Origin of the sequence: Pseudomonas svalbardensis (assembly GCF_030053115.1) — a bacterium.
In the GTDB taxonomy this organism is placed as follows: domain Bacteria; phylum Pseudomonadota; class Gammaproteobacteria; order Pseudomonadales; family Pseudomonadaceae; genus Aquipseudomonas; species Aquipseudomonas svalbardensis.
On sequence record NZ_CP125619.1, the window covers coordinates 5,746,014 to 5,766,451 of the forward strand.

At 59.3% G+C, this 20,438-nt stretch carries 17 protein-coding genes; 6 read left to right on the forward strand and 11 right to left on the reverse strand.

The genetic code is table 11. From position 1 onward, the window contains the following. Positions 1-32 precede the first annotated feature (32 nt). The 9 genes from QFX16_RS26635 to bioB all read right to left on the reverse strand — a co-directional run bounded on the left by QFX16_RS26635 (position 33) and on the right by bioB (position 10,517). Positions 33-1,829 (reverse strand): acyl-CoA dehydrogenase C-terminal domain-containing protein, encoded by a 1,797-nt coding sequence (locus QFX16_RS26635; protein ID WP_283181929.1) that lies wholly within the window; start codon positions 1,827-1,829, stop codon positions 33-35. Between the two features lie 90 nt (positions 1,830-1,919). Beyond that, a complete protein-coding gene (locus QFX16_RS26640) occupies positions 1,920-3,209 on the reverse strand; it encodes a GGDEF domain-containing protein (protein ID WP_283181930.1) in 1,290 nt (429 codons plus the stop codon). A gap of 198 nt (positions 3,210-3,407) precedes the next feature. Then, positions 3,408-5,213 carry a phenylacyl-CoA dehydrogenase gene (locus QFX16_RS26645; protein ID WP_283181931.1) on the reverse strand — a complete coding sequence of 602 codons (1,806 nt, stop codon included), beginning with the start codon at positions 5,211-5,213 and terminating at the stop codon, positions 3,408-3,410. Between the two features lie 277 nt (positions 5,214-5,490). Beyond that, complete coding sequence (locus tag QFX16_RS26650; RefSeq protein ID WP_129440603.1) at positions 5,491-5,787, reverse strand: pyrroloquinoline quinone biosynthesis protein PqqE; 297 nt, start codon at positions 5,785-5,787, stop codon at positions 5,491-5,493. 120 nt (positions 5,788-5,907) lie between these two features. Further along, complete coding sequence (bioD, locus tag QFX16_RS26655) at positions 5,908-6,588, reverse strand: dethiobiotin synthase (RefSeq protein ID WP_283181932.1); 681 nt, start codon at positions 6,586-6,588, stop codon at positions 5,908-5,910. Then, positions 6,585-7,397: a malonyl-ACP O-methyltransferase BioC gene (bioC, locus tag QFX16_RS26660; protein ID WP_283181933.1), complete on the reverse strand. Its 813-nt coding sequence runs from the start codon at positions 7,395-7,397 to the stop codon at positions 6,585-6,587. Before bioC ends, bioD begins: the two co-directional genes overlap by 4 nt. Further along, complete coding sequence (locus tag QFX16_RS26665) at positions 7,390-8,121, reverse strand: alpha/beta fold hydrolase (protein ID WP_283181934.1); 732 nt, start codon at positions 8,119-8,121, stop codon at positions 7,390-7,392. Before QFX16_RS26665 ends, bioC begins: the two co-directional genes overlap by 8 nt. Continuing rightward, the gene (bioF, locus tag QFX16_RS26670) at positions 8,114-9,292 is read right to left on the reverse strand and encodes an 8-amino-7-oxononanoate synthase (RefSeq protein WP_283181935.1); all 1,179 of its coding nucleotides are present in this window, start codon (positions 9,290-9,292) and stop codon (positions 8,114-8,116) included. The genes QFX16_RS26665 and bioF overlap by 8 nt, the downstream gene beginning before the upstream one ends. A 169-nt stretch (positions 9,293-9,461) precedes the next feature. After that, positions 9,462-10,517, reverse strand: coding sequence for a biotin synthase BioB (gene bioB / locus QFX16_RS26675; RefSeq protein WP_059407420.1), 1,056 nt, complete (start codon positions 10,515-10,517; stop codon positions 9,462-9,464). Between the two features lie 92 nt (positions 10,518-10,609). Between bioB and QFX16_RS26680 the strand changes: the two genes are divergently transcribed. From QFX16_RS26680 to rarD, 5 genes are all read left to right on the forward strand, one after another. Beyond that, positions 10,610-11,350: a ComF family protein gene (locus QFX16_RS26680; protein WP_283181936.1), complete on the forward strand. Its 741-nt coding sequence runs from the start codon at positions 10,610-10,612 to the stop codon at positions 11,348-11,350. A gap of 63 nt (positions 11,351-11,413) precedes the next feature. Next, complete coding sequence (locus QFX16_RS26685) at positions 11,414-12,178, forward strand: TOBE domain-containing protein (protein WP_283181937.1); 765 nt, start codon at positions 11,414-11,416, stop codon at positions 12,176-12,178. A gap of 58 nt (positions 12,179-12,236) precedes the next feature. Next, the gene (locus tag QFX16_RS26690) at positions 12,237-14,138 is read left to right on the forward strand and encodes a PhoX family protein (protein WP_283181938.1); all 1,902 of its coding nucleotides are present in this window, start codon (positions 12,237-12,239) and stop codon (positions 14,136-14,138) included. 191 nt (positions 14,139-14,329) lie between these two features. Then, a complete protein-coding gene (locus QFX16_RS26695; RefSeq protein ID WP_129440587.1) occupies positions 14,330-15,304 on the forward strand; it encodes a serine/threonine protein kinase in 975 nt (324 codons plus the stop codon). A gap of 207 nt (positions 15,305-15,511) precedes the next feature. Then, a complete protein-coding gene (gene rarD, locus QFX16_RS26700) occupies positions 15,512-16,399 on the forward strand; it encodes an EamA family transporter RarD (protein ID WP_283181939.1) in 888 nt (295 codons plus the stop codon). 215 nt (positions 16,400-16,614) lie between these two features. Here rarD and QFX16_RS26705 read toward each other — a convergent pair whose 3' ends face one another. Then, on the reverse strand, positions 16,615-17,133 hold the full coding sequence (locus QFX16_RS26705) for a glycine cleavage system transcriptional repressor (RefSeq protein ID WP_007947710.1): 519 nt from the start codon (positions 17,131-17,133) through the stop codon (positions 16,615-16,617). 479 nt (positions 17,134-17,612) lie between these two features. Between QFX16_RS26705 and QFX16_RS26710 the strand changes: the two genes are divergently transcribed. Further along, on the forward strand, positions 17,613-19,790 hold the full coding sequence (locus tag QFX16_RS26710) for a malate synthase G (protein ID WP_283181940.1): 2,178 nt from the start codon (positions 17,613-17,615) through the stop codon (positions 19,788-19,790). A gap of 70 nt (positions 19,791-19,860) precedes the next feature. On the opposite strand, the gene QFX16_RS26715 is transcribed toward QFX16_RS26710, so the two are convergent. Then, positions 19,861-20,307 (reverse strand): response regulator, encoded by a 447-nt coding sequence (locus QFX16_RS26715; protein WP_134420510.1) that lies wholly within the window; start codon positions 20,305-20,307, stop codon positions 19,861-19,863. Positions 20,308-20,438 lie beyond the last annotated feature (131 nt).

Sequence of the window (20,438 nt, forward strand, 5' to 3'; positions counted from 1 at the left end):
CCAGGCGGGCTCTTTTACGTCGGCTTGAAACACTATAGTGCGAATAACTCCGCAGGCAGGTTCATCAGACAATCGCTGCCCGCCTCGATGGCCGCCCGATGAGCCGCCGTGCGGGGCAGCAAACGCTTGAAGTAAAACTCGCTGGTTGCCAGTTTTGCCTGGCAATAATCAGCATCGTCGCAGCCCGAATCGAGCTGCGCCTGAGCGACCAGCGCCATGCGCAGCCACAGATAGCCGAGGATGATGTAACCGCTGTACATCAGGTAATCCACCGAAGCCGCGCCGACTTCATCCGGATTTTTCATCGCGGCCATGCCGACCTTGGTGGTCACCTCTCCCCACTGCTGATTCAGGTCGTTGAGCTGCGCCACGTAGCTGGCGAGTTGCGGATGCCCCGCGTTTGCCGCACAGAACTTGTGGACGATTTTGGTGAAGCCGCGCAGCAATTTCCCCTGGCTGCCGAGGACTTTTCTGCCAAGCAAGTCCAGCGCCTGAATGCCGTTGGTGCCTTCGTAGATCGGTGCAATCCGGCAGTCGCGTACCAGCTGCTCCATGCCCCACTCGCGGATGAATCCGTGACCACCGAACACCTGCATGCCGTGGTTGGTCACTTCCAGCCCGGTATCGGTCATGAAGGCTTTGCAGATCGGCGTGAGGAACGCCAGCAGGTCTTCGGCATCCTGACGCGCCGTCACATCCGGGCTCAGATGCGCCACGTCGAGCAACTGAGCAGTGAAGTAAGTCAGCGCCCGGTTGCCTTCGTTGAAAGCCTTCATCGTCAGCAACATCCTGCGCACGTCAGGATGAACAATGATCGGATCGGCGGCTTTTTCCGGCGCTTTCGGGCCGGTCAGCGCGCGCATTTGCAGACGATCATTGGCGTACTTGATCGCGCCTTGAAAGCTCGCCTCCCCGAGACATAAACCCTGCATGCCGGTGCCCAGTCGAGCATGGTTCATCATGGTGAACATGCAGTTCAGGCCCTTGTTCGGCTCACCGATCAAGAAGCCCTTGGCGCCGTCGAAGTTCAGCACGCAGGTAGCCGAGGCCTTGATGCCCATTTTGTGTTCGATGGAACCGCAGGAAACACCGTTGCGCTCTCCCGCCTCACCTTCGTCGTTGGGTAGGAATTTAGGAACGATGAACAGTGAAATGCCCTTGGTCCCGGCCGGAGCGTCCGGCAGTTTCGCCAGCACCAGGTGAATGATGTTTTCACTCATGTCGTGCTCGCCGGCGGAGATGAAGATCTTGCTGCCGGAGATCGCGTAGCTGCCGTCAGCCGCAGGCACTGCGCGGGTTTTGATGATGCCCAGGTCAGTGCCGCAATGGCCTTCGGTCAGGCACATGGTGCCGGTCCATTGGCCAGCGGTGAGTTTGCTCAGGTAAGTCTGCTTCTGTTCTTCAGTGCCATGGGCATGGATCGCCGACATCGCGCCGTGGGTCAGGCCGGGGTACATGCCCCAGGAGGTGTTGCTGGAGCCGACCATCTCGCTGATGACCAACCCCAGTGAACTTGGCAAACCCTGGCCACCGTAAACCGGATCAGCCGCCAGACCATGCCAACCGCCTTCAACGTATTGTGCGAAGGCCTGCTTGAAGCCTGTAGGCGTAGTCACCGCGCCATTGTCGAAATGGCAGCCTTCTTCGTCGCCGCTGCGGTTCAACGGTGCGAGAACGTTCTCACAGAACTTTGCACCTTCTTCGAGGATCGCATTGACCATGTCCGGGCTGGCATCGGTGGCGCCCAGCGCGGCGTAGTTGCTGTGAAAATCGAAGACGTGGTCGATCAAAAAGCGCATGTCGCGCAGGGGAGCTTTGTACTCAGGCATGGTGATTTCTCCGGCAGCAGATTCCCCAAACCTACTGCCGCGCACCGGGCCTCACAATCACAGTCCAGACGCTGAATGCGCCATCATCACTCAATCAGTAGCGGCGTCCATGCGCACTGCGCCACGACGGTTTTGACCGAACGCCACCACACAGTTGCGCCCCGCGCCCTTGGCGCTGTAGAGCGCCTCGTCAGCGGACTTGAGCACTTTTTCGGGGGTGCGCTGCTCCAGCCGCTCCGCGACACCAATACTGACAGTGACCGACACACTTGAGGCGCCCGAGCCTGAGCGACGTTGACGACCTTGCTGGTCGTCCTGAGGGCGGCTGTCCTGATTACGCAGCTGAATGTTGTAGGTGGCGATGGACTCGCGGATGACTTCCAGGTGCGGCATGCACTCTTCGAGGGTCTTGCCTGCGAACACCAGGGCGAACTCCTCACCGCCGTAGCGATACGCCCTACCGCCTCCGCCGATTTTCGACAGCTTGCTGGCGACAAGTCGCAGCACCTGGTCGCCGACATCGTGACCATGGGTGTCATTGAATTTCTTGAAGTGATCGACGTCGCTCATCGCCAGCACGTAATTGCGCCCCAACCGCTGCATCCGCTCATTCAAGGCGCGGCGGCCCGGCAGACCGGTGAGTTCATCGCGGAAGGCCATTTGATAGGCCTCATGGGCGACCGCTGCGGCAATCATCAACATCACCTGACTGCACATGATGTTCAGGGTGAACGGCAGAATGAAGGTTTTCGGCAACATCCAGAACAACCCGAGCAAGCCCACCAGTTGGGCAGCATGCAAGGGTCTCGGGTTGCGCCAGTATTGCCAGGCCAGCAACACAAACGAGGCGATGAACACGGGATAAGACAACTGGATCAGGCTCATCCAGGCGCCATGCAACGCTGGCCAACGGATCTCCGACAGCCACATCAACAGCGCCTGCGGGTAACTTTGTTCCAGCCCCAACGCCACGCTACCGAAGGCCAGCAACACGGCGAAGCGCGCCACCATGTCCTGGAACAGGTGGGTGCGCTCCTGCCAGGCGGCGAACACACCAAATAGCAGTGGCAGCAACAGGCAGCACAGATGGAAGACCACCGCGGCGTCTTCACGAACCTTGCCGTTGTCGCGGTAATAGTCGGTTTGGGTGTCGAGCAAAAAGTAGGCGATGTACACCGTGACCATCAGAAACAGCTCACGCTGGCGTCGGTAAACCGCGCAGTAAGCACCGCCAAGCAACAACACCAAGGTTGGCAGCACGTTGAACAGCGAGGTGAAAAAGACGTTCAGATCCTTCACGTACGCAGCCGCCAGCCCCGCGATCAAAAGCAGTAATGACGGCAGGAAGTGGCTGAAACGTACAGCGGAAGAACGCGGCAAGGGTAAAGCTCCGACCCGGCAAACAAGGATGGCATTGTGCCTCCTATTCGGGCGACATGTCACATCGCCACCCTCTTTAACGGCAGCAAAGGCATTCTTCTTAGCGTTTTAGTCAGGAATTTTTACGCGCAGATATCGCGCACAAAAAAGCCGCTGCTCCCGAGGAAGCAGCGGCTTTATGAAGCGACAGCGTGGGACTTAGTAACCCAGCGCGAAGTCTTCTTCTTTCATGTCCATCAGGTTATTAGCCCCCGACAGCATGGTGACAACGTGAGTGCGGGTACGCGGCAGGATGCGCTGGAAGTAGAAGCGCGCAGTCTGCAGCTTGGCGGTGTAGAACGCCGTTTCGGTGGTGCCGGCAGCCAGTTTTTCGGCAGCCAGACGCGCCATGTCCGCCCAGAAGTAAGCCAGGCAGGCGTAACCGGAGTACATCAGGTAATCCACCGACGCCGCGCCGACTTCTTCGCGGTCTTTCATGGCAGCCATACCGACCTTCATGGTCAGCTCGCCCCATTCCTTGTTCAGCGCAGCCAATGGTTCGACGAACTCTTTAACCGCGTCGTTACCTTCGTTGGTCTGGCAGAACTTGTGGACGATCTTGGTAAAGCTTTTCAGGGCTTCGCCTTGAGTCATCAGCACTTTACGGCCCAGCAAGTCGAGTGCCTGGATACCGGTGGTGCCTTCGTACAGCATCGAAATACGGCTGTCGCGAACGTTCTGCTCCATGCCCCACTCGGCGATGAAGCCGTGGCCGCCGTAGATTTGCACGCCGTGGTTGGCGGATTCGAAGCCGACTTCAGTCATGAAGGCTTTGGCAATTGGAGTCATGAAGGCCAGCAATGCGTCGGCTTTCTTTTTCTCTTCTTCGTCCACGCCGTATTTGACGATGTCGACTTGTTTGGCAGTGAAGTAAACCATCGCACGGTTGCCTTCGGCGAACGCCTTCATAGTCAACAGCATGCGACGTACGTCAGGGTGAACGATGATGGGGTCAGCGGCTTTTTCTGGCGCTTTCGGGCCAGTCAGGGAGCGCATTTGCAGGCGATCACGAGCGTATTTCAGACCGCCCTGAAAGCCGATCTCGGCGTGGGCCAGACCTTGCAACGCAGTACCCAGACGTGCGGTGTTCATGAAGGTGAACATGCAGTTCAGGCCTTTGTTCGCCGGGCCGATCAGGTAACCGGTGGCCGCGTCGAAGTTCATCACGCAGGTCGCGTTACCGTGAATGCCCATCTTGTGTTCCAGGGAACCACAGGTCACAGCGTTGCGTGCGCCGACCGAACCGTCTTCGTTCGGCATGAACTTGGGAACGATGAACAGCGAAATGCCTTTGGTGCCAGCCGGCGCATCCGGCAGACGTGCCAGCACGATGTGGACGATGTTGTCGGCCATGTCGTGTTCACCGGCCGAGATGAAGATCTTGGTGCCGGATACTTTGTAGGAACCGTCGGCCTGAGGTTCAGCCTTGGTGCGCAGCATACCCAGGTCCGTGCCGCAATGCGGTTCGGTCAGGCACATGGTGCCGGTCCATTCGCCGGAAACCAGCTTGGTCAGGTAAGCCTCTTGCTGCTCAGGCGTGCCGTGCTCGGAAATGGTGTTCATCGCGCCATGGGACAGGCCTGGGTACATGCCCCACGACCAGTTGGCTTCGCCAACCATTTCGCTGACGGCCAGACCTAGAGATTCCGGCAGGCCTTGGCCGCCGTGCTCTACGTCGTGGGCCAAGCTTGGCCAGCCGCCTTCGACGAATTGTTTGTAGGCTTCTTTGAAGCCAGTCGGGGTTTTAACGCCGGACTCGCTCCAGGTGCAGCCTTCGGTGTCACCCACGCGGTTCAGCGGAGCCAGCACCTGCTCACAAAACTTGGCGCCTTCTTCGAGAATGGCGTCAACCATGTCTGGAGTTGCGTCCTGGCAAGCCGGAAGGCTTTGATAGTGCGCTTCGTAGCCGAGCAGTTCGTCACGAACGAAGCGAATATCACGCAAGGGGGCCTTGTAGTCAGGCATAGCGATAAACCTCTGCTGATGTAACCGGGAATGAACGACCGTATTGATTTGTTGTGACGGTCAAACAGTTGTTTGAAACATACGTTTACGCCTAAATCTTGTCAAGCGCCGATCTTTTGCCGTTCGTCATCACCCGAGGCAAATACCAGACCCACAGCAACGCAACACCGTCGCCTGAGCAATGCGCTGTGGAGGAAAGATTAGTTGAGCGAGAAGGACTTACACAAAAAAACGCCGCGAATAGTCGCGGCGTTGAGGGAGCGGGTTCAGCGAGGATTCAAGCGTAGGTATCAATCAGCGTACCGAGCACTTCATCGGATGCCTTGGCGACTTTGACGCCCAGTTCAACCTGAAATTTGCCCTGGGACATCTCGACCATATTGCTGGCCAGGTCCGACTGCTGACTGCGATCCACCGAGCGCAGACGATCAACCTGCGCCTCGGAAGACTGGCTGGTCACCGAACGCTCGATCGTCGTGTTGGCGATCTGCCCAGAGGCCTGATCGACACGGTTCTGCCCTGTCTGAATAGTGCTCAGACCGGCATAAAAAGCGGTGTTTCCTGAGATTTCCATGGGAGAACTCGTCCTACAAAGGATCAACAGCGGCCATTGAATCAGACCCACTGACAAAAGGCCCGACAAAAACACTAATAGCACAGTGCCTTGTCATAGTTAAAACCCCTGCCAGAAAACTCAGTCCAGTAGATCCAGCTGCAGATACTCCGCCACCGCTTCAGCCGTCACCACCTTGAGTTTCGGCACTCGCCCAAGGCACGGTGCCGGGATCCGCTCAGCAAGAGTCGCAAGGTTTTCTTCCAGACGCGAAGTCTTCGGATCGATGATATTGGCCACCCACCCCGCCAACTGCAAACCGTCCTGAGCAATCGCCTCGGCCGTCAGCAGCGCATGGTTGATGCAACCCAGGCGCACACCCACCACCAGGATCACCGGCAGACCCAGCGCCATCGCCAGGTCCGACAGATTGTCCTGATCCGCCAAAGGCACTCGCCAGCCTCCAGCACCTTCGATCAAGGTGAAGTCCGCTTGCATATCGAGAATTTCCTGCATGGGCGTCAACAGTGATTGCACCGTCAATGCCACGCCGGCCTCCCGCGCCGCCAGATGCGGTGCGATCGGTGGTTCGAATGCCACTGGGTTGACCTGCGCATAAGTCAAAGGCAACGAGCACTGCGCCAACAGCGCCAATGCATCAGCGTTGCGCAAGCCCTTGGGCGTCACATCGCAACCGGAGGCGACCGGTTTGCCCGCCGCCGTGCTCAAACCGGCTGACCGCGCGGCATGCAGCAAAGCTGCGGCAATGGTGGTCTTGCCGACATCGGTGTCAGTGCCAGTGATGAAATAGGCTGCGCTCATAAAGGTTTCTCCAACACGGCGTAGACCACTTGATAAGTCGCCGGCAGGCCTTGGGCCTGACGAAATTGCTCATACGCCTCGATCAATCCGAGGATCCGCGCCCTGCCGGTCAAACCACCCGGACGACCGGGGTTCAAGTTGTGGGCACCCAGTGCCTTGAGTTCATGGGTCAGGCTGCGCACATCCGGGTAATGCAACACGTGAGGTCGAGTTTCCAGACTCGCGACGCTCAACCCACTGTCCGCGCAAAGCTGTTGATAAACCCCGAACTCGCGAAAGCGGTTGACGTGCACCATGCCATCCACCTGACGCCAGCTGTCACGCAGCTCGAACAGTGTGCCCACGCACAGACTAGCAAACGCGAAAATTCCGCCAGGTTTCAATACGCGATTGGCTTCACCGAGCACCGAAGCGAAGTCCGCACACCACTGCACCGCCAGGCTGGAGAAGATCAGATCGCAGGTCGAGTCCTGCAACGGCAACCGCTCGGCATCGCCTGCGATGAAATGCGTTGCACCACCCAACGGCCGGGCGTGATTGAGCATGCCTTCGGCGATGTCCAGTGCCAGGCCGTGACTGGCAGGAAATCGCTCGCCCAATGCACGACTGAAATGCCCGGTGCCGCAGCCCAGATCCAGCCACACACCCGGCACGAAGTCCTCCGGTAATCGACTCGACAATTCACTGCCAACGTCGCGCTGAAATTCGGCCACGCTGTCATAGCTTGCCGCCGCACGGGAAAAAGATGCCGCCACCTGGCGTTTGTCGGGCAAACCGCCGGGCAGGTTGGGAAGGGATAAATCAGTCATCACCGGACTCATGCAAAAAGGCCTGAATCGCCCCCGCCACACCGTGAGGGTCTTCCAGAAGAAACGCGTGGCTGGCCTGTTCAATCAGACCGATTTCGACGTCCGGCAGTAGCGCCAAAAGCTCCCCGGCAGCTTCTGCCGGGACTAGCCCGTCGAGGCCGGCGAACAAATGCAGTTGCGGCCCTTGAAAGTCCAGTAAGGCCTGACGCGTGCCCAACCCACCCAACAGTTCCAAGCCACTGAGCAGCACAGGTGCCGTAGTTTTGGGGGCTGCCGCTAATAAAAGCCGAGCAAGCGACCGCGGGTCAGTAGATCCTTGGGAGCAAAGCAGGCTGAAGCGTTTCAAGGTCGCGCCTGGGTCAAGACGACAGGCGTTAAGGAACGCAGTGAAATCCTCTTCGTGCATGGCATTGGTCCAGCCAGCCCAGGCCACGAAGCTTGGATTGCTCGCCAGCGTCAGCAAGCCGCAGCAACGATCGCCGCGCCGGGCCGCCAACTCGGAAGCGAGCATGCCGCCGAGCGACCAGCCGCCGAGCCAGGCGTCCTGAGGCAACGTCGAGTCCAGCTCATCGAGCCACTCCTCAAGATCGCTTGATTCCAGTTCCGGCAACGGCTCGATCTCGACCCGCAAGTGTTCATCCAGTCCTTGTAACGCTGCCGCCAAGGGCTCCAGGGGAGAAATTCCGAGGCCCCAGCCGGGCAGCAAAATCAGGCGATCACGCATGGCTTGGCTCCGGTCCTAGTTGTTGAAAACAATCGGCCAGTCCATTTAACAATAGCTGCACCTGCGCCTCGCTGTGCGCGGCAGTCAGGGTCACCCGCAGTCGGGCGCTGCCGGCGGGCACGGTCGGTGGACGGATCGCAGTGACCATCAGACCGCGTTCACGCAGCATCTGCGACAGTCGAACCGCACGCCCGGCATCGCCAATCATGATCGGCTGGATCGGCGTGAAGCTGTCCATCAACTCCAGGCCGATTTGTTCGGCACCGTGGCGGAATTGGCTGATCAACGTTTTCAGATGCTCACGTCGCCAGTGTTCAGTGCGCAGCAATTCGAGGCTTTTCAGCGTCGCGCAGGCCAGCGCCGGCGGCTGGCTAGTGGTGTAAATGTAGGGACGGGCGAACTGGATCAGGCTCTCGATCAGCTCTTCGCTGCCAGCCACAAAAGCCCCGGCGGTACCGAACGCCTTGCCGAGGGTGCCGACCAGTACCGGCACGTCTTCCTGACTCAGGCCAAAATGCTCAACGATCCCGCCACCATTGGCGCCCAGCGGACCAAACCCGTGAGCGTCATCGACCATCAACCAGGCGCCTTTGGCTTTCGCCTCCCGAGCCAGCGCCGGCAGGTCGGCGATGTCGCCGTCCATGCTGAACACGCCGTCGGTGGCCACCAGGGTGTTGCCGGTCGCCTTCTCAAGACGCTTGGCCAGACTCGCCGCGTCGTTGTGCAGATAGCGATTGAAGCGCGCTCCGGACAACAGACCCGCATCCAGCAGGGAAGCGTGATTGAGCCGGTCTTCCAGCACCGTATCGCCCTGCCCGACCAGCGCGGTGACTGCGCCGAGGTTGGCCATGTAACCGGTGGTGAACAACAGCGCACGCGGTCGACCGGTGAAGTCGGCCAGAGCCTCTTCCAGCGCGTGATGCGGACTGCTGTGGCCGATGACCAAATGCGACGCCCCGCCGCCGACGCCCCAACGGGCCGCACCGGCGCGCCAGGCTTCGATCACTTGCGGGTGATTGGCCAGGCCCAGGTAGTCGTTGTTACAGAACGCCAGTAACGGCTGACCATCGACCACCACTTCCGGGCCTTGAGGGCTTTCGAGCAATGGGCGTTGGCGGTAGAGATTTTCGGCACGACGGGCAGCAAGGCGCGCGCTGAGATCGAAAGACATGCAGGCCTCGTGGATCAGAATTCAGTAGCGATCGCTGTACCTTGTGGGAGCGAGCCTGCTCGCGAAGAGGCCATAACATTCAACATCTATGTTGAATATCAAATCGCATTCGCGAGCAGGCTCGCTCCCACAGTGTTTTGCATTTCAATCAGAGGTATCGGTGGCGCGATTAAACAGCAGCGTTATAGAACTGCTCGCTGCTCTTCTGCTCAACCAGCGCTTGTTCGATCGCGGCCTGATGCACTTCGTCAGCGTGCTCTTCGCGCGCTTCCGGCAGGATGCCCAGGCGCGAAAACAGTTGCATGTCCTTGTCGGCCTGCGGGTTGGCGGTGGTCAGCAGTTTGTCGCCGTAGAAAATCGAGTTGGCACCGGCGAAGAACGCCAGGGCCTGCATCTGCTCGTTCATCGCTTCGCGGCCGGCGGACAGGCGCACGTGGGATTGCGGCATCAGGATGCGTGCGACAGCCAGCATGCGGATGAAGTCGAACGGGTCGATGTCATCAGCATTTTCCAGCGGTGTACCGGCGACTTTCACCAGCATGTTGATCGGCACCGACTCTGGATGCTCTGGCAGGTTGGCCAGCTGGATCAGCAGATTGGCGCGGTCATCAAGCGACTCGCCCATGCCGAGGATGCCGCCGGAACAGATCTTCATCCCCGATTCACGCACGTAGGCCAGGGTTTGCAGGCGCTCGCTGTAAGTACGGGTGGTGATGATGCTGCCGTAGAACTCAGGCGAGGTATCGAGGTTGTGGTTGTAGTAGTCGAGGCCGGCGTCGGCCAACGCAACGGTCTGGTCCTGATCCAGGCGACCGAGGGTCATGCAGGTTTCCAGGCCCATGGCTTTCACGCCTTTGACCATTTCCAGCACGTAAGGCATGTCTTTGGCCGACGGATGTTTCCACGCCGCGCCCATGCAGAAACGGGTCGAACCGATGGCCTTGGCGCGAGCGGCCTCTTCGAGAACCTTCTGCACTTCCATCAGCTTTTCTTTTTCCAGGCCGGTGTTGTAGTGACCGGACTGCGGACAATATTTGCAATCTTCCGGGCAGGCACCGGTCTTGATCGACAGCAGCGTCGACACCTGGACCCGATTGGCGTCGAAATGCGCGCGGTGCACCGTCTGCGCCTGAAACAACAGGTCATTGAATGGCTGAACGAAGAGTGCTTTGACTTCGGCCAAAGACCAGTCATGACGCAGGGTTGCAGTGGTGCTGGCGCTCATGGGTGTTTCCTTTGTTTTATGCTTGGCAAGCGGCTGGGGAATGGAATACCCACAGACGCGACACGGATGTTCGGCATATTTAAGGAAGACTCATGCGCTGTCAACCACGATACGAAGGACCGGTTTACATCTGGTTAAAAAACGACCAATTCTGTTTGCTCTGTTCAGAACCCGCCGATGAATGCACACCCATCTGCATGGCCTGTGAAACGGAGTTGCCCTGGCTTGGCGATCAATGCCAAACCTGCGCTCTGCCGTTGCCCACTGCCGGCCTGACCTGCGGCCAATGTTTGAAACAACCGCCAGCCTTCGAGCGAGTTGCCGTGCCCTGGACTTACAGTTTTCCGGTGGACACGTTGATCACACGCTTCAAACACTCTGCGAAGTGGCCGTTTGGTCGCCTGCTCGCCGAACTTCTCGCTCAGTTCCTGCAACATCGCTTCGATGAAGACCTGAATCGACCCGACGCGCTCATCCCGGTTCCGCTGGCCTCCAAACGACTGCGTAAACGGGGTTTCAACCAGGCCGCGATGCTCGCCCGCTGGCTCAGCACCCGCCTCGACATTCCGAGCGATGAAACGCTGTTGCTGAGGATTCAGGACACCAGCGCACAACAGGACCTGAATGCCGAGGCCCGCAAAAAGAACCTGCGCAACGCCTTCGCTCTGGCACCCGATGCTGTCATCAACGGTCGTCACCTGGCGCTAGTGGATGACGTACTGACCACCGGCGCCACGGCCCAGGCCCTGGCTCGCCTGTTGATGGACGCCGGCGCCGCACGTGTCGACGTCTATTGCCTGGCCCGCACACCCAAACCCGGCGATGCGCCCTGACTTGACTCCCAGGCTTCCAGCGGCCAACGTCCTTCCCATCGCCACAGCCCAAAGCGTCTTGCCATGTCCTTGCCTACGTTGTTGTCGCAGCACATTGTCCGTCGTCCGCAGCGCATCGCGTTGCTGCAACACATAGCCGAACAAGGCTCGATTACCCGCGCCGCGAAAAGCGCGGGGCTGAGTTACAAAGCGGCCTGGGACGCCATCGATGAGCTGAACAACCTTGCGCAAAAACCGTTGGTGGAGCGCAGTGTCGGCGGCAAGGGCGGCGGTGGCGCCAAACTCTCCAGCGAAGGCGAGCGCGTATTGCGCCTGTATCAAAAGCTGCAAGCCTTGCAGGCTCAGGTGCTGGAAGCCGCCGAAGATGCCAGCGATCTCGGCCTGCTCGGCCGACTGATGCTCAGAACCAGCGCCCGCAATCAACTGCATGGCAAGGTTGTGGCAATTGATAACCAAGGGCACAACGACCGGATTCGTCTCGAATTGGCCGAAGGCTTGAGCATCGATGCTCAGATCACTCACGACAGCACCCTGCGTCTGGACCTCGAAACCGGCACCGAAGTGGTCGCACTGATCAAGGCCGGTTGGCTGGAGTTACTGGGCATCAATCAAGTGGCAACACCCGGCAATAATTGCCTGAAGGGCATCATCGAGGAAATTCTCGACGCCGAGGACGGCCCCAGTGAAGTGCGCATCGGTCTGCCCAATGGCCAGACACTCTGCGCGCTGGCCGAACCGCTGCACTTGAGAACCCTCGGCCTCGCCACTGACAAACCGGTGTTGGTGCAGTTCGCGCCATCCAACGTTTTACTCGGTACACCGCTTTGAAACACAAGTGTCATTAACGCTCATTAAGGTGACTGCAAAAACCCGCAGGGAGCCTGATGTGAGCCTATTAGAAGACAACCAATCCACCGACCTCGAGAAAATGGTCGGCCTCAGCCGTCGTGGCTTCATCAGCGCCGGCGCCCTTTGCGGTGCAGCGATGTTCCTGGGCGGCAACCTGCTGAGCCGCAGCGTACTGGCCGCCAGTGTCAGCGCCGGCTCCAGCAAACTGTTGGGTTTTGACAGTATCCCCGCCGCCACCAGCGACGCCATAACCCTGCCACCAGGCTACAAATCTTCGGTGTTGATCAGCTGGGGGCAACCCCTGCAGAAGAACGGCCCGGCGTTCGACCCGAGTGGCAACGGCTCCGCCGAACATCAGGAAGTCCAGTTCGGCGACAACAACGACGGCATGAGCCTGTTCGAGTTTCCCGGTGATAAAAACCGGGCGCTGATGGCGATCAACAACGAGTACACCAACTATCGCTACCTCTACGCCCACGGCGGCATGCCGCAATCGGCTGCTGACGTGCGCAAGGCGTTGGCCTGCGAAGGCGTGTCGGTAATCGAAGTACAGCGCAAGAACGGCCAGTGGCATTTTGTCCAGGGCTCGCGCTACAACCGGCGCATTCACGGCAACGCGCCGATCAGCTTGAGCGGCCCAGCCGCCGGTCACGCCTTGGTAAAAACCAGCGCCGACCCACACGGCAAGAACGTCCTCGGCACCTTCCAGAACTGCGCCAACGGCAAGACGCCGTGGGGCACGTATCTGACCTGCGAAGAGAACTTCACCGATTGCTTCGGCAGCAGCAATGCCGAACAAAAATTCGACGCCGCGCAGAAACGCTACGGCGCAGTGGCGGCCAGCAAAGAGATCAATTGGCACCCACACGACGAGCGCTTCGACCTGGCGAAAAACCCCAACGAACTCAACCGTCACGGCTGGGTGGTGGAAATCGACCCGTTCGACCCGCAATCGACGCCCGTCAAACGCACCGCGCTGGGCCGCTTCAAACATGAAAACGCCGCCCTGGCCGAAACCAGTGACGGTCACGCCGTGGTGTACATGGGCGACGATGAGCGCGGCGAGTTCATCTACAAATTCGTCAGCCGCGACAAGATCAACCACCAAAACCCCAAGGCCAACCGCGACCTGCTGGACCACGGCACCTTGTACGTGGCGCGTTTCGACGCGGGCGACGGCAACGCCGATCACCCAAAAGGCCAGGGCGAATGGATCGAACTGACCCACGGCAAAAACGGCATCGACGCCAGCAACGGTTTCGCCGATCAGGCCGAAGTGTTGATTCACGCCCGCCTCGCGGCCAGCGTGGTGAAAGCTACGCGCATGGACCGTCCGGAATGGATCGTCGTCAGCCCCAAGGATGGCCAGGTCTATTGCACGCTGACCAACAACGCCAAGCGAGGCGAGGATGGTCAGCCGGTGGGCGGACCGAACCCGCGCGAGAAGAACGTCTACGGGCAGATTCTGCGCTGGCGCACTGACCGCGATGATCACGGTGCCAAAAGCTTTTCCTGGGACCTGTTTGTGGTCGCCGGCAACCCGGGTGTCCACGCCGGCACGCCGAAGGGCGGTTCGTCGAACATCACGCCGCAGAACATGTTCAACAGTCCGGATGGCTTGGGTTTCGACAAGGCTGGGCGGTTGTGGATTCTCACCGATGGCGATTCGAGCAACGCCGGCGACTTCGCGGGCATGGGCAACAATCAGATGCTGTGTGCTGATCCGGTCACCGGGGAAATCCGCCGCTTCATGGTCGGGCCGGTAGGCTGCGAGGTGACGGGGATCAGCTTCTCACCAGACCAGAAGACCTTGTTTGTCGGGATTCAGCATCCGGGGGAAAACGGCGGGTCAACGTTCCCTGAGCATCTGCCGAATGGCAAGCCGCGGTCTTCGGTGATGGCGATTTCCCGGGAAGATGGCGGGGTCGTCGGCGCCTGATCAGGCCCCATCGCGAGCAGGCTCACTCCCACACTGGATTTGTGACACACCGCAAACCCAGTGTGGGAGCGAGCCTGCTCGCGAAAGCGTCCGCCCAGACAACACTCATCTCAAGGCAAGGCCCTAAAGACACCCCGTCTGCGCTACCATGCTTGGCCGGACGCGGCAGCCTGCTGCGCGCAGGAGTCAGCATGGCCCACCCGTTTGCAACCCTCACCCCAGACCTCGTGCTCGATGCCGTCGAAAGCATCGGCTTTCTCAGCGACGCGCGCATTCTGGCGCTCAACAGCTACGAGAACCGTGTCTATCAGGTCGGCATCGAAGACTCCGAGCCGCTGATCGCCAAGTTCTACCGTCCGCAGCGCTGGACCAACGAAGCGATTCTCGAAGAGCATCAATTCACCTTCGAACTCGCCGAATGCGACGTACCGGTAGTCGCGCCGATGATTCACAACGGTGCCAGCCTGCACGAACACAATGGTTTCCGATTCACCCTGTTCCCCCGCCGTGGTGGCCGAGCGCCGGAGCCCGGCAATCTCGATCAGCTGTATCGCCTGGGGCAACTGCTCGGTCGCCTGCACGCCGTCGGCACTACAAAACCGTTCGAACACCGCGAAGCGCTGGGCGTGAAGAACTTCGGTCATGACTCGTTGACGACATTGCTCGAAGGCAATTTCGTACCCAAAAGTCTGCTGCCGGCCTACGAGTCCGTGGCCCGCGACCTGCTCAAGCGTGTGGAAGAGGTCTACAACGTTACGCCGCACAAGAACATCCGCATGCACGGCGACTGCCACCCCGGCAACATGATGTGCCGCGACGAGATGTTCCACATCGTCGACCTCGACGACTGCCGCATGGGCCCGGCGGTGCAGGACATCTGGATGATGCTGGCGGGTGATCGTCAGGAATGTCTCGGTCAGTTGTCGGAATTGATGGACGGCTACAGCGAGTTCCACGACTTCGATCCACGGGAACTGGCGTTGATCGAACCGCTGCGCGCCTTGCGCCTGATGCACTACAGCGCCTGGCTGGCCCGCCGCTGGGACGACCCGGCGTTCCCGCACAGTTTTCCGTGGTTCGGTACGGAACGGTATTGGGGCGATCAGGTGTTGGCGTTGCGCGAACAACTGGCTGCGCTCAATGAAGAACCCCTGAAGCTCTTCTGACGAACACAGATCCCCATGTGGGAGCGAGCCTGCTCGCGAATACGGTTTCACATTCAACAGTGATGCTGAATGAACTACTGCTTTCGCGAGCAGGCTCGCTCCCACAGTTGTTCGTGTTCACAATTAACCAACCTATTCAGGTACGACATTCGTAGACAAATCTCCTTACAATCCCCTCTTTGTTAGCTGCCTAAGCAAGGATTCTGCATGCAAGCCGCCAACCCGCGTCGCGGGTACATCCTGGGCCTGAGTGCCTACATCATCTGGGGACTTTTCCCGCTCTACTTCAAAGCCATCGCCAACGTGCCTGCCGTGGAGATCATCATCCACCGCGTGCTCTGGTCCGCGCTGTTCGGCGCCTTGCTACTGATGGTGTGGAAACATCCGGGCTGGTGGCGCGAGTTGCGTGACAACCCGAAACGCCTGGCAATCCTGGCCCTGAGCGGCACGCTGATTGCGGCCAACTGGCTGACCTACGTCTGGTCGGTGAACAACGGGCGCATGCTCGAAGCCAGTCTTGGTTACTACATCAACCCGCTGGTGAACGTGCTGTTGGGCATGCTGATCCTTGGTGAACGACTGCGGCGCATGCAATGGCTGGCGGTTGGCCTGGCGGCGGTCGGCGTCGCGCAACAGGTCTGGCAAGTCGGCAGCCTGCCGTGGGTGTCCCTGGTGCTGGCGCTGACCTTTGGTTTTTACGGACTGATCCGCAAGCAGGCACCGGTCAAAGCGTTGCCGGGGCTAGTGGTGGAAACCTGGATGCTGGTGCCGATTGCCGTCGCGTGGTTGCTGTTCAACCCCACCGCGAGCAGCGCTCAAGCCGAATTCTGGACCACGTCCGAAGCCTGGTGGCTGGTGGCCGCCGGTCCGGTGACACTGGTGCCGCTGGTGTGTTTTAACGCCGCTGCACGGCATTTGCCCTACACGACGCTGGGTTTTCTCCAGTACTTGGCGCCGACGTTGGTATTGCTGCAAGCCGTTCTGCTGTTTGATGAACACTTGTCATCCAGCACCCTCGCGGCATTCATCTTTATCTGGGCTGGCCTGGCGGTTTACAGCGTCGATGCGGTGATAAGTTTGCGTCGCCGCCGCTGATCAAAAAACGTACAAATCTCCACAGGCCACGTTCTATGTGGCCTGCACCGATCCTTCCCAAGGTTATCCACAGCGTGATCCCCGGCGTTTGTGCGCAAGTCCCTGAAACTGCTGGTTTTTTGATCAGAATCTGAAGAGCCCCGGCTGACGTGGCCTGGCGGGCTGTCTCTACAGGTTATCCACAGGCAGGTGCACGTATAACTTGGATAACCTTTTCAGGGTTCACTGCGCAGTACCAATTCGACCATCAAATCATCCGCCAGGGTCTCCAGGCGCGATTGCAGCACGTCCAGAGACAGCGTCAGCGGCACGGCGAGAATCGCTTCAGCGTGAAACAAAGGCTCGCTGCTCATCGGCGCCGGACGTACTTCGGTCACCAGACGCTCCAGGTTCACCCCCTGTTCACTCAGCAGACGCGTGATGTCGCGTACGATCCCCGGGCGGTCATTGCCCACCAATTCCATGGCAATCGGTTTCCAGGTGCAGGATTGCTCGATACCGCTTTCGGCAATCAGCACGCGAATGCCATGGGCGGACAACGCCTGTAGGGCATCGACCAATTCATCGTAGGCCTCAGCCGGCACGCCCACGCGAAGAATCCCGGCGAACTGCCCGGCCATGCGTGACATGCGGCTCTCCAGCCAGTTGCCGCCGTGCTCGGCGATGCATTGGGCAATGCGCTCGACCTGCCCTGGCTTGTCCGGAGCGAAAACAGTGAGTACGAGGTGGTCCATGGCGCAGCCCTCTTGTCATGACTTTTGTTATGGAAGACCAAGTATAGGCAAGGGACCGGAATCGGCTCGGCGTCTCAGAAAACCAAAGCCCCATAGCAGGGCAATGAAGATTATGTGTACAAGTTTTTATATTTAACTGGAACAATCCAACAGTTTTTTGAGAACATCCAGTTCCCCGACATGACTGCAATGCGTCATGGGGTCGCAGAACGACGTAATTAGTCTAATTTTCACAACCGCAACTCATCATGTAGTATGCCGCAGCGCGCACTACATAACGTTGGATCGATGTCTGCCACAGGCACAGTCGCAACCCTGAAAGCCCCGTCAGCAAGGCATCCAAGCCGTTGATTGGACCGAACCCAGCCGCCCGAACGGGCATGTACTGGCAGACGGGTTTGTGGTTTAAATGGCCAGAGGCTTCATTGTCAAAATTGAAGAGCTGAAAAGCGAAATAGCTGAGCAGAGTGAGGCAAGCAATGACTGAACACGTTCAAGTCGGGGGCCTGCAGGTCGCCAAAGTCCTGTTCGACTTCGTGAACAACGAAGCCATTCCCGGTACCGGCCTCACCGCCGATAAGTTCTGGGCCGGTGCCGACAAGGTCATTCATGACCTGGCGCCGAAGAACAAAGCCCTACTCGCCAAACGCGATGATATCCAGGCTCGTATTGATTCCTGGCACCAGGAACGCGCCGGTCAGGCGCACGACGCCGTGGCTTATAAAGCCTTCCTGCAAGACATCGGTTATCTGCTGCCAGAAGCGGCCGATTTCCAGGCAACGACGCAAAACGTCGATGACGAAATCGCCCGCATGGCCGGCCCACAGCTTGTGGTTCCGGTGATGAACGCCCGCTTCGCGCTCAATGCCTCGAACGCCCGCTGGGGTTCGCTGTATGACGCGCTCTACGGCACCGATGCCATCAGCGAGGCTGACGGCGCGGAAAAAGGCAAAGGCTACAACAAGGTTCGCGGCGACAAGGTCATCGCCTTCGCCCGCGCCTTCCTCGACGAAGCGGCGCCATTGGCTGCCGGCACTCACGTCGATTCCACCGGCTACAAGATCGTTGACGGCAAACTGGTGGTCGCCCTTAAAGGCGGCAGCAATACCGGCCTGTGCAACGATGCACAGCTGATCGGTTTCCACGGCAATGCCGCCGCACCGACCGCGATCCTGCTGAAAAACAACGGCCTGCACTTCGAAATCCAGGTCGATGCCAGCACCCCGGTCGGCCAGACCGACGCTGCCGGCCTCAAAGACATCCTGATGGAAGCCGCGCTGACCACCATCATGGACTGCGAAGACTCGGTCGCCGCCGTCGATGCCGATGACAAAGTGGTGATCTACCGCAACTGGCTCGGCCTGATGAAGGGCAATCTGTCGGAAGAAGTCTCCAAGGGCGGTCAGACCTTTACCCGCACCATGAATGCCGACCGCACTTATACCGGTGTCGATGGTAAAGAACTGAGCCTGCATGGTCGTTCGCTGCTGTTCGTGCGCAACGTTGGTCACCTGATGACCATCGACGCGATCCTCGACAAGGATGGCAACGAAGTGCCGGAAGGCATCCTCGACGGTCTGGTCACCAGCCTCGCGGCAATCCACAGCCTCAACGGCAACAACTCGCGCAAGAACAGCCGTACCGGCTCGGTCTACATCGTGAAGCCGAAGATGCACGGCCCGGAAGAAGCGGCGTTCACCAACGAGCTGTTCGGTCGCATCGAAGAAGTGCTCGGCTTGCCAAGCAACACGCTGAAAGTCGGGATCATGGACGAGGAACGCCGTACCACGGTCAACCTCAAGGCCTGCATCAAGGCTGCCAGCGAGCGTGTAGTGTTCATCAACACCGGTTTCCTCGACCGTACCGGCGATGAAATCCACACTTCCATGGAAGCCGGCCCGATGGTGCGCAAGGCGGACATGAAGGCTGAGAAGTGGATCGGCGCCTATGAGAACTGGAACGTCGATATCGGTTTGAGCACCGGCCTGCAAGGTCGCGCCCAGATCGGTAAAGGCATGTGGGCCATGCCGGACCTGATGGCAGCGATGCTCGAACAGAAAATCGCTCACCCGATGGCCGGTGCCAACACCGCCTGGGTTCCATCGCCGACCGCCGCTGCGCTGCATGCGCTGCACTATCACAAGGTCGATGTGTTCGCCCGTCAGGCCGAACTGGCCAAACGTGCACGCGCTTCGGTGGATGACATCCTGACCATCCCGTTGGCCGTCAATCCAGACTGGACCGCGGAACAGATCAAGAACGAACTGGACAACAACGCCCAGGGCATTCTCGGTTATGTGGTGCGCTGGATCGACCAAGGCGTCGGTTGCTCGAAAGTGCCGGACATCAACGACGTCGGCCTGATGGAAGACCGTGCGACGCTGCGTATTTCCAGCCAGCACATCGCCAACTGGCTGCGTCACGGCATCGTCACCGAAGATCAGGTCATCGAAAGCCTCAAGCGCATGGCGCCAGTGGTTGACCGTCAAAACGCCAATGACCCGCTGTACCGTCCATTGGCGCCGAACTTCGACAGCAACATCGCCTTCCAGGCGGCGGTCGAACTGGTGGTCGAAGGCACGAAGCAGCCGAACGGCTACACCGAGCCGGTCCTGCACCGTCGTCGCCGCGAGTTCAAGGCTGCCAATGGCCTGTAACTAAGCGCTGACGCCGGACAAAAAAAAGCCCTGATCGAAAGATCAGGGCTTTTTTGCTTCAAATCGGTTCCTACACATCCATTCCCAGCTCATGCTTGACCAGCGCCAACAGCTTGCCGGTATCGACAGGCTTGAGGAGGAAGTCGACCACACTCAAGTGCATCGCAGCGATCGCATCTTTCACGTCGGCGTCACCGGAAACGATGATGATCGGCATTGCCGCCCGAACCGATTCACGGACCTGACGGATCAGGTCCAGACCATCGACATTTCCCATCCGCAGATCGGTAATCACCAGGCCAATCGATGGCATCGTCTCCAACATCTTGAGTGCAGTTTCGCCACTGGCGGCAGTCATGCAGCGCACCCCGTCCAGCGCCAGAATCTCCGACAGCAACTCACGCGCGTCTTTATCGTCGTCGACGATCAGCACCCGCTGCGGCGGCAGGTCAGGTTCCTGCATGACGGCACTCAGCGCCTCGCGCTCGGCGTCGCTCAAAATATCGTGGTCGGACATGGCTTACTCTACGTTTTCATTTCTATTCCCTAGCTCATCCGTCAGACATCGCTAAGCAGACCTTCAATGTGCACTTCGTCGGAAAGTTTTCCTATAGCCAATGCAGGAGGTTTTTCCCACAGTTGCGTCAG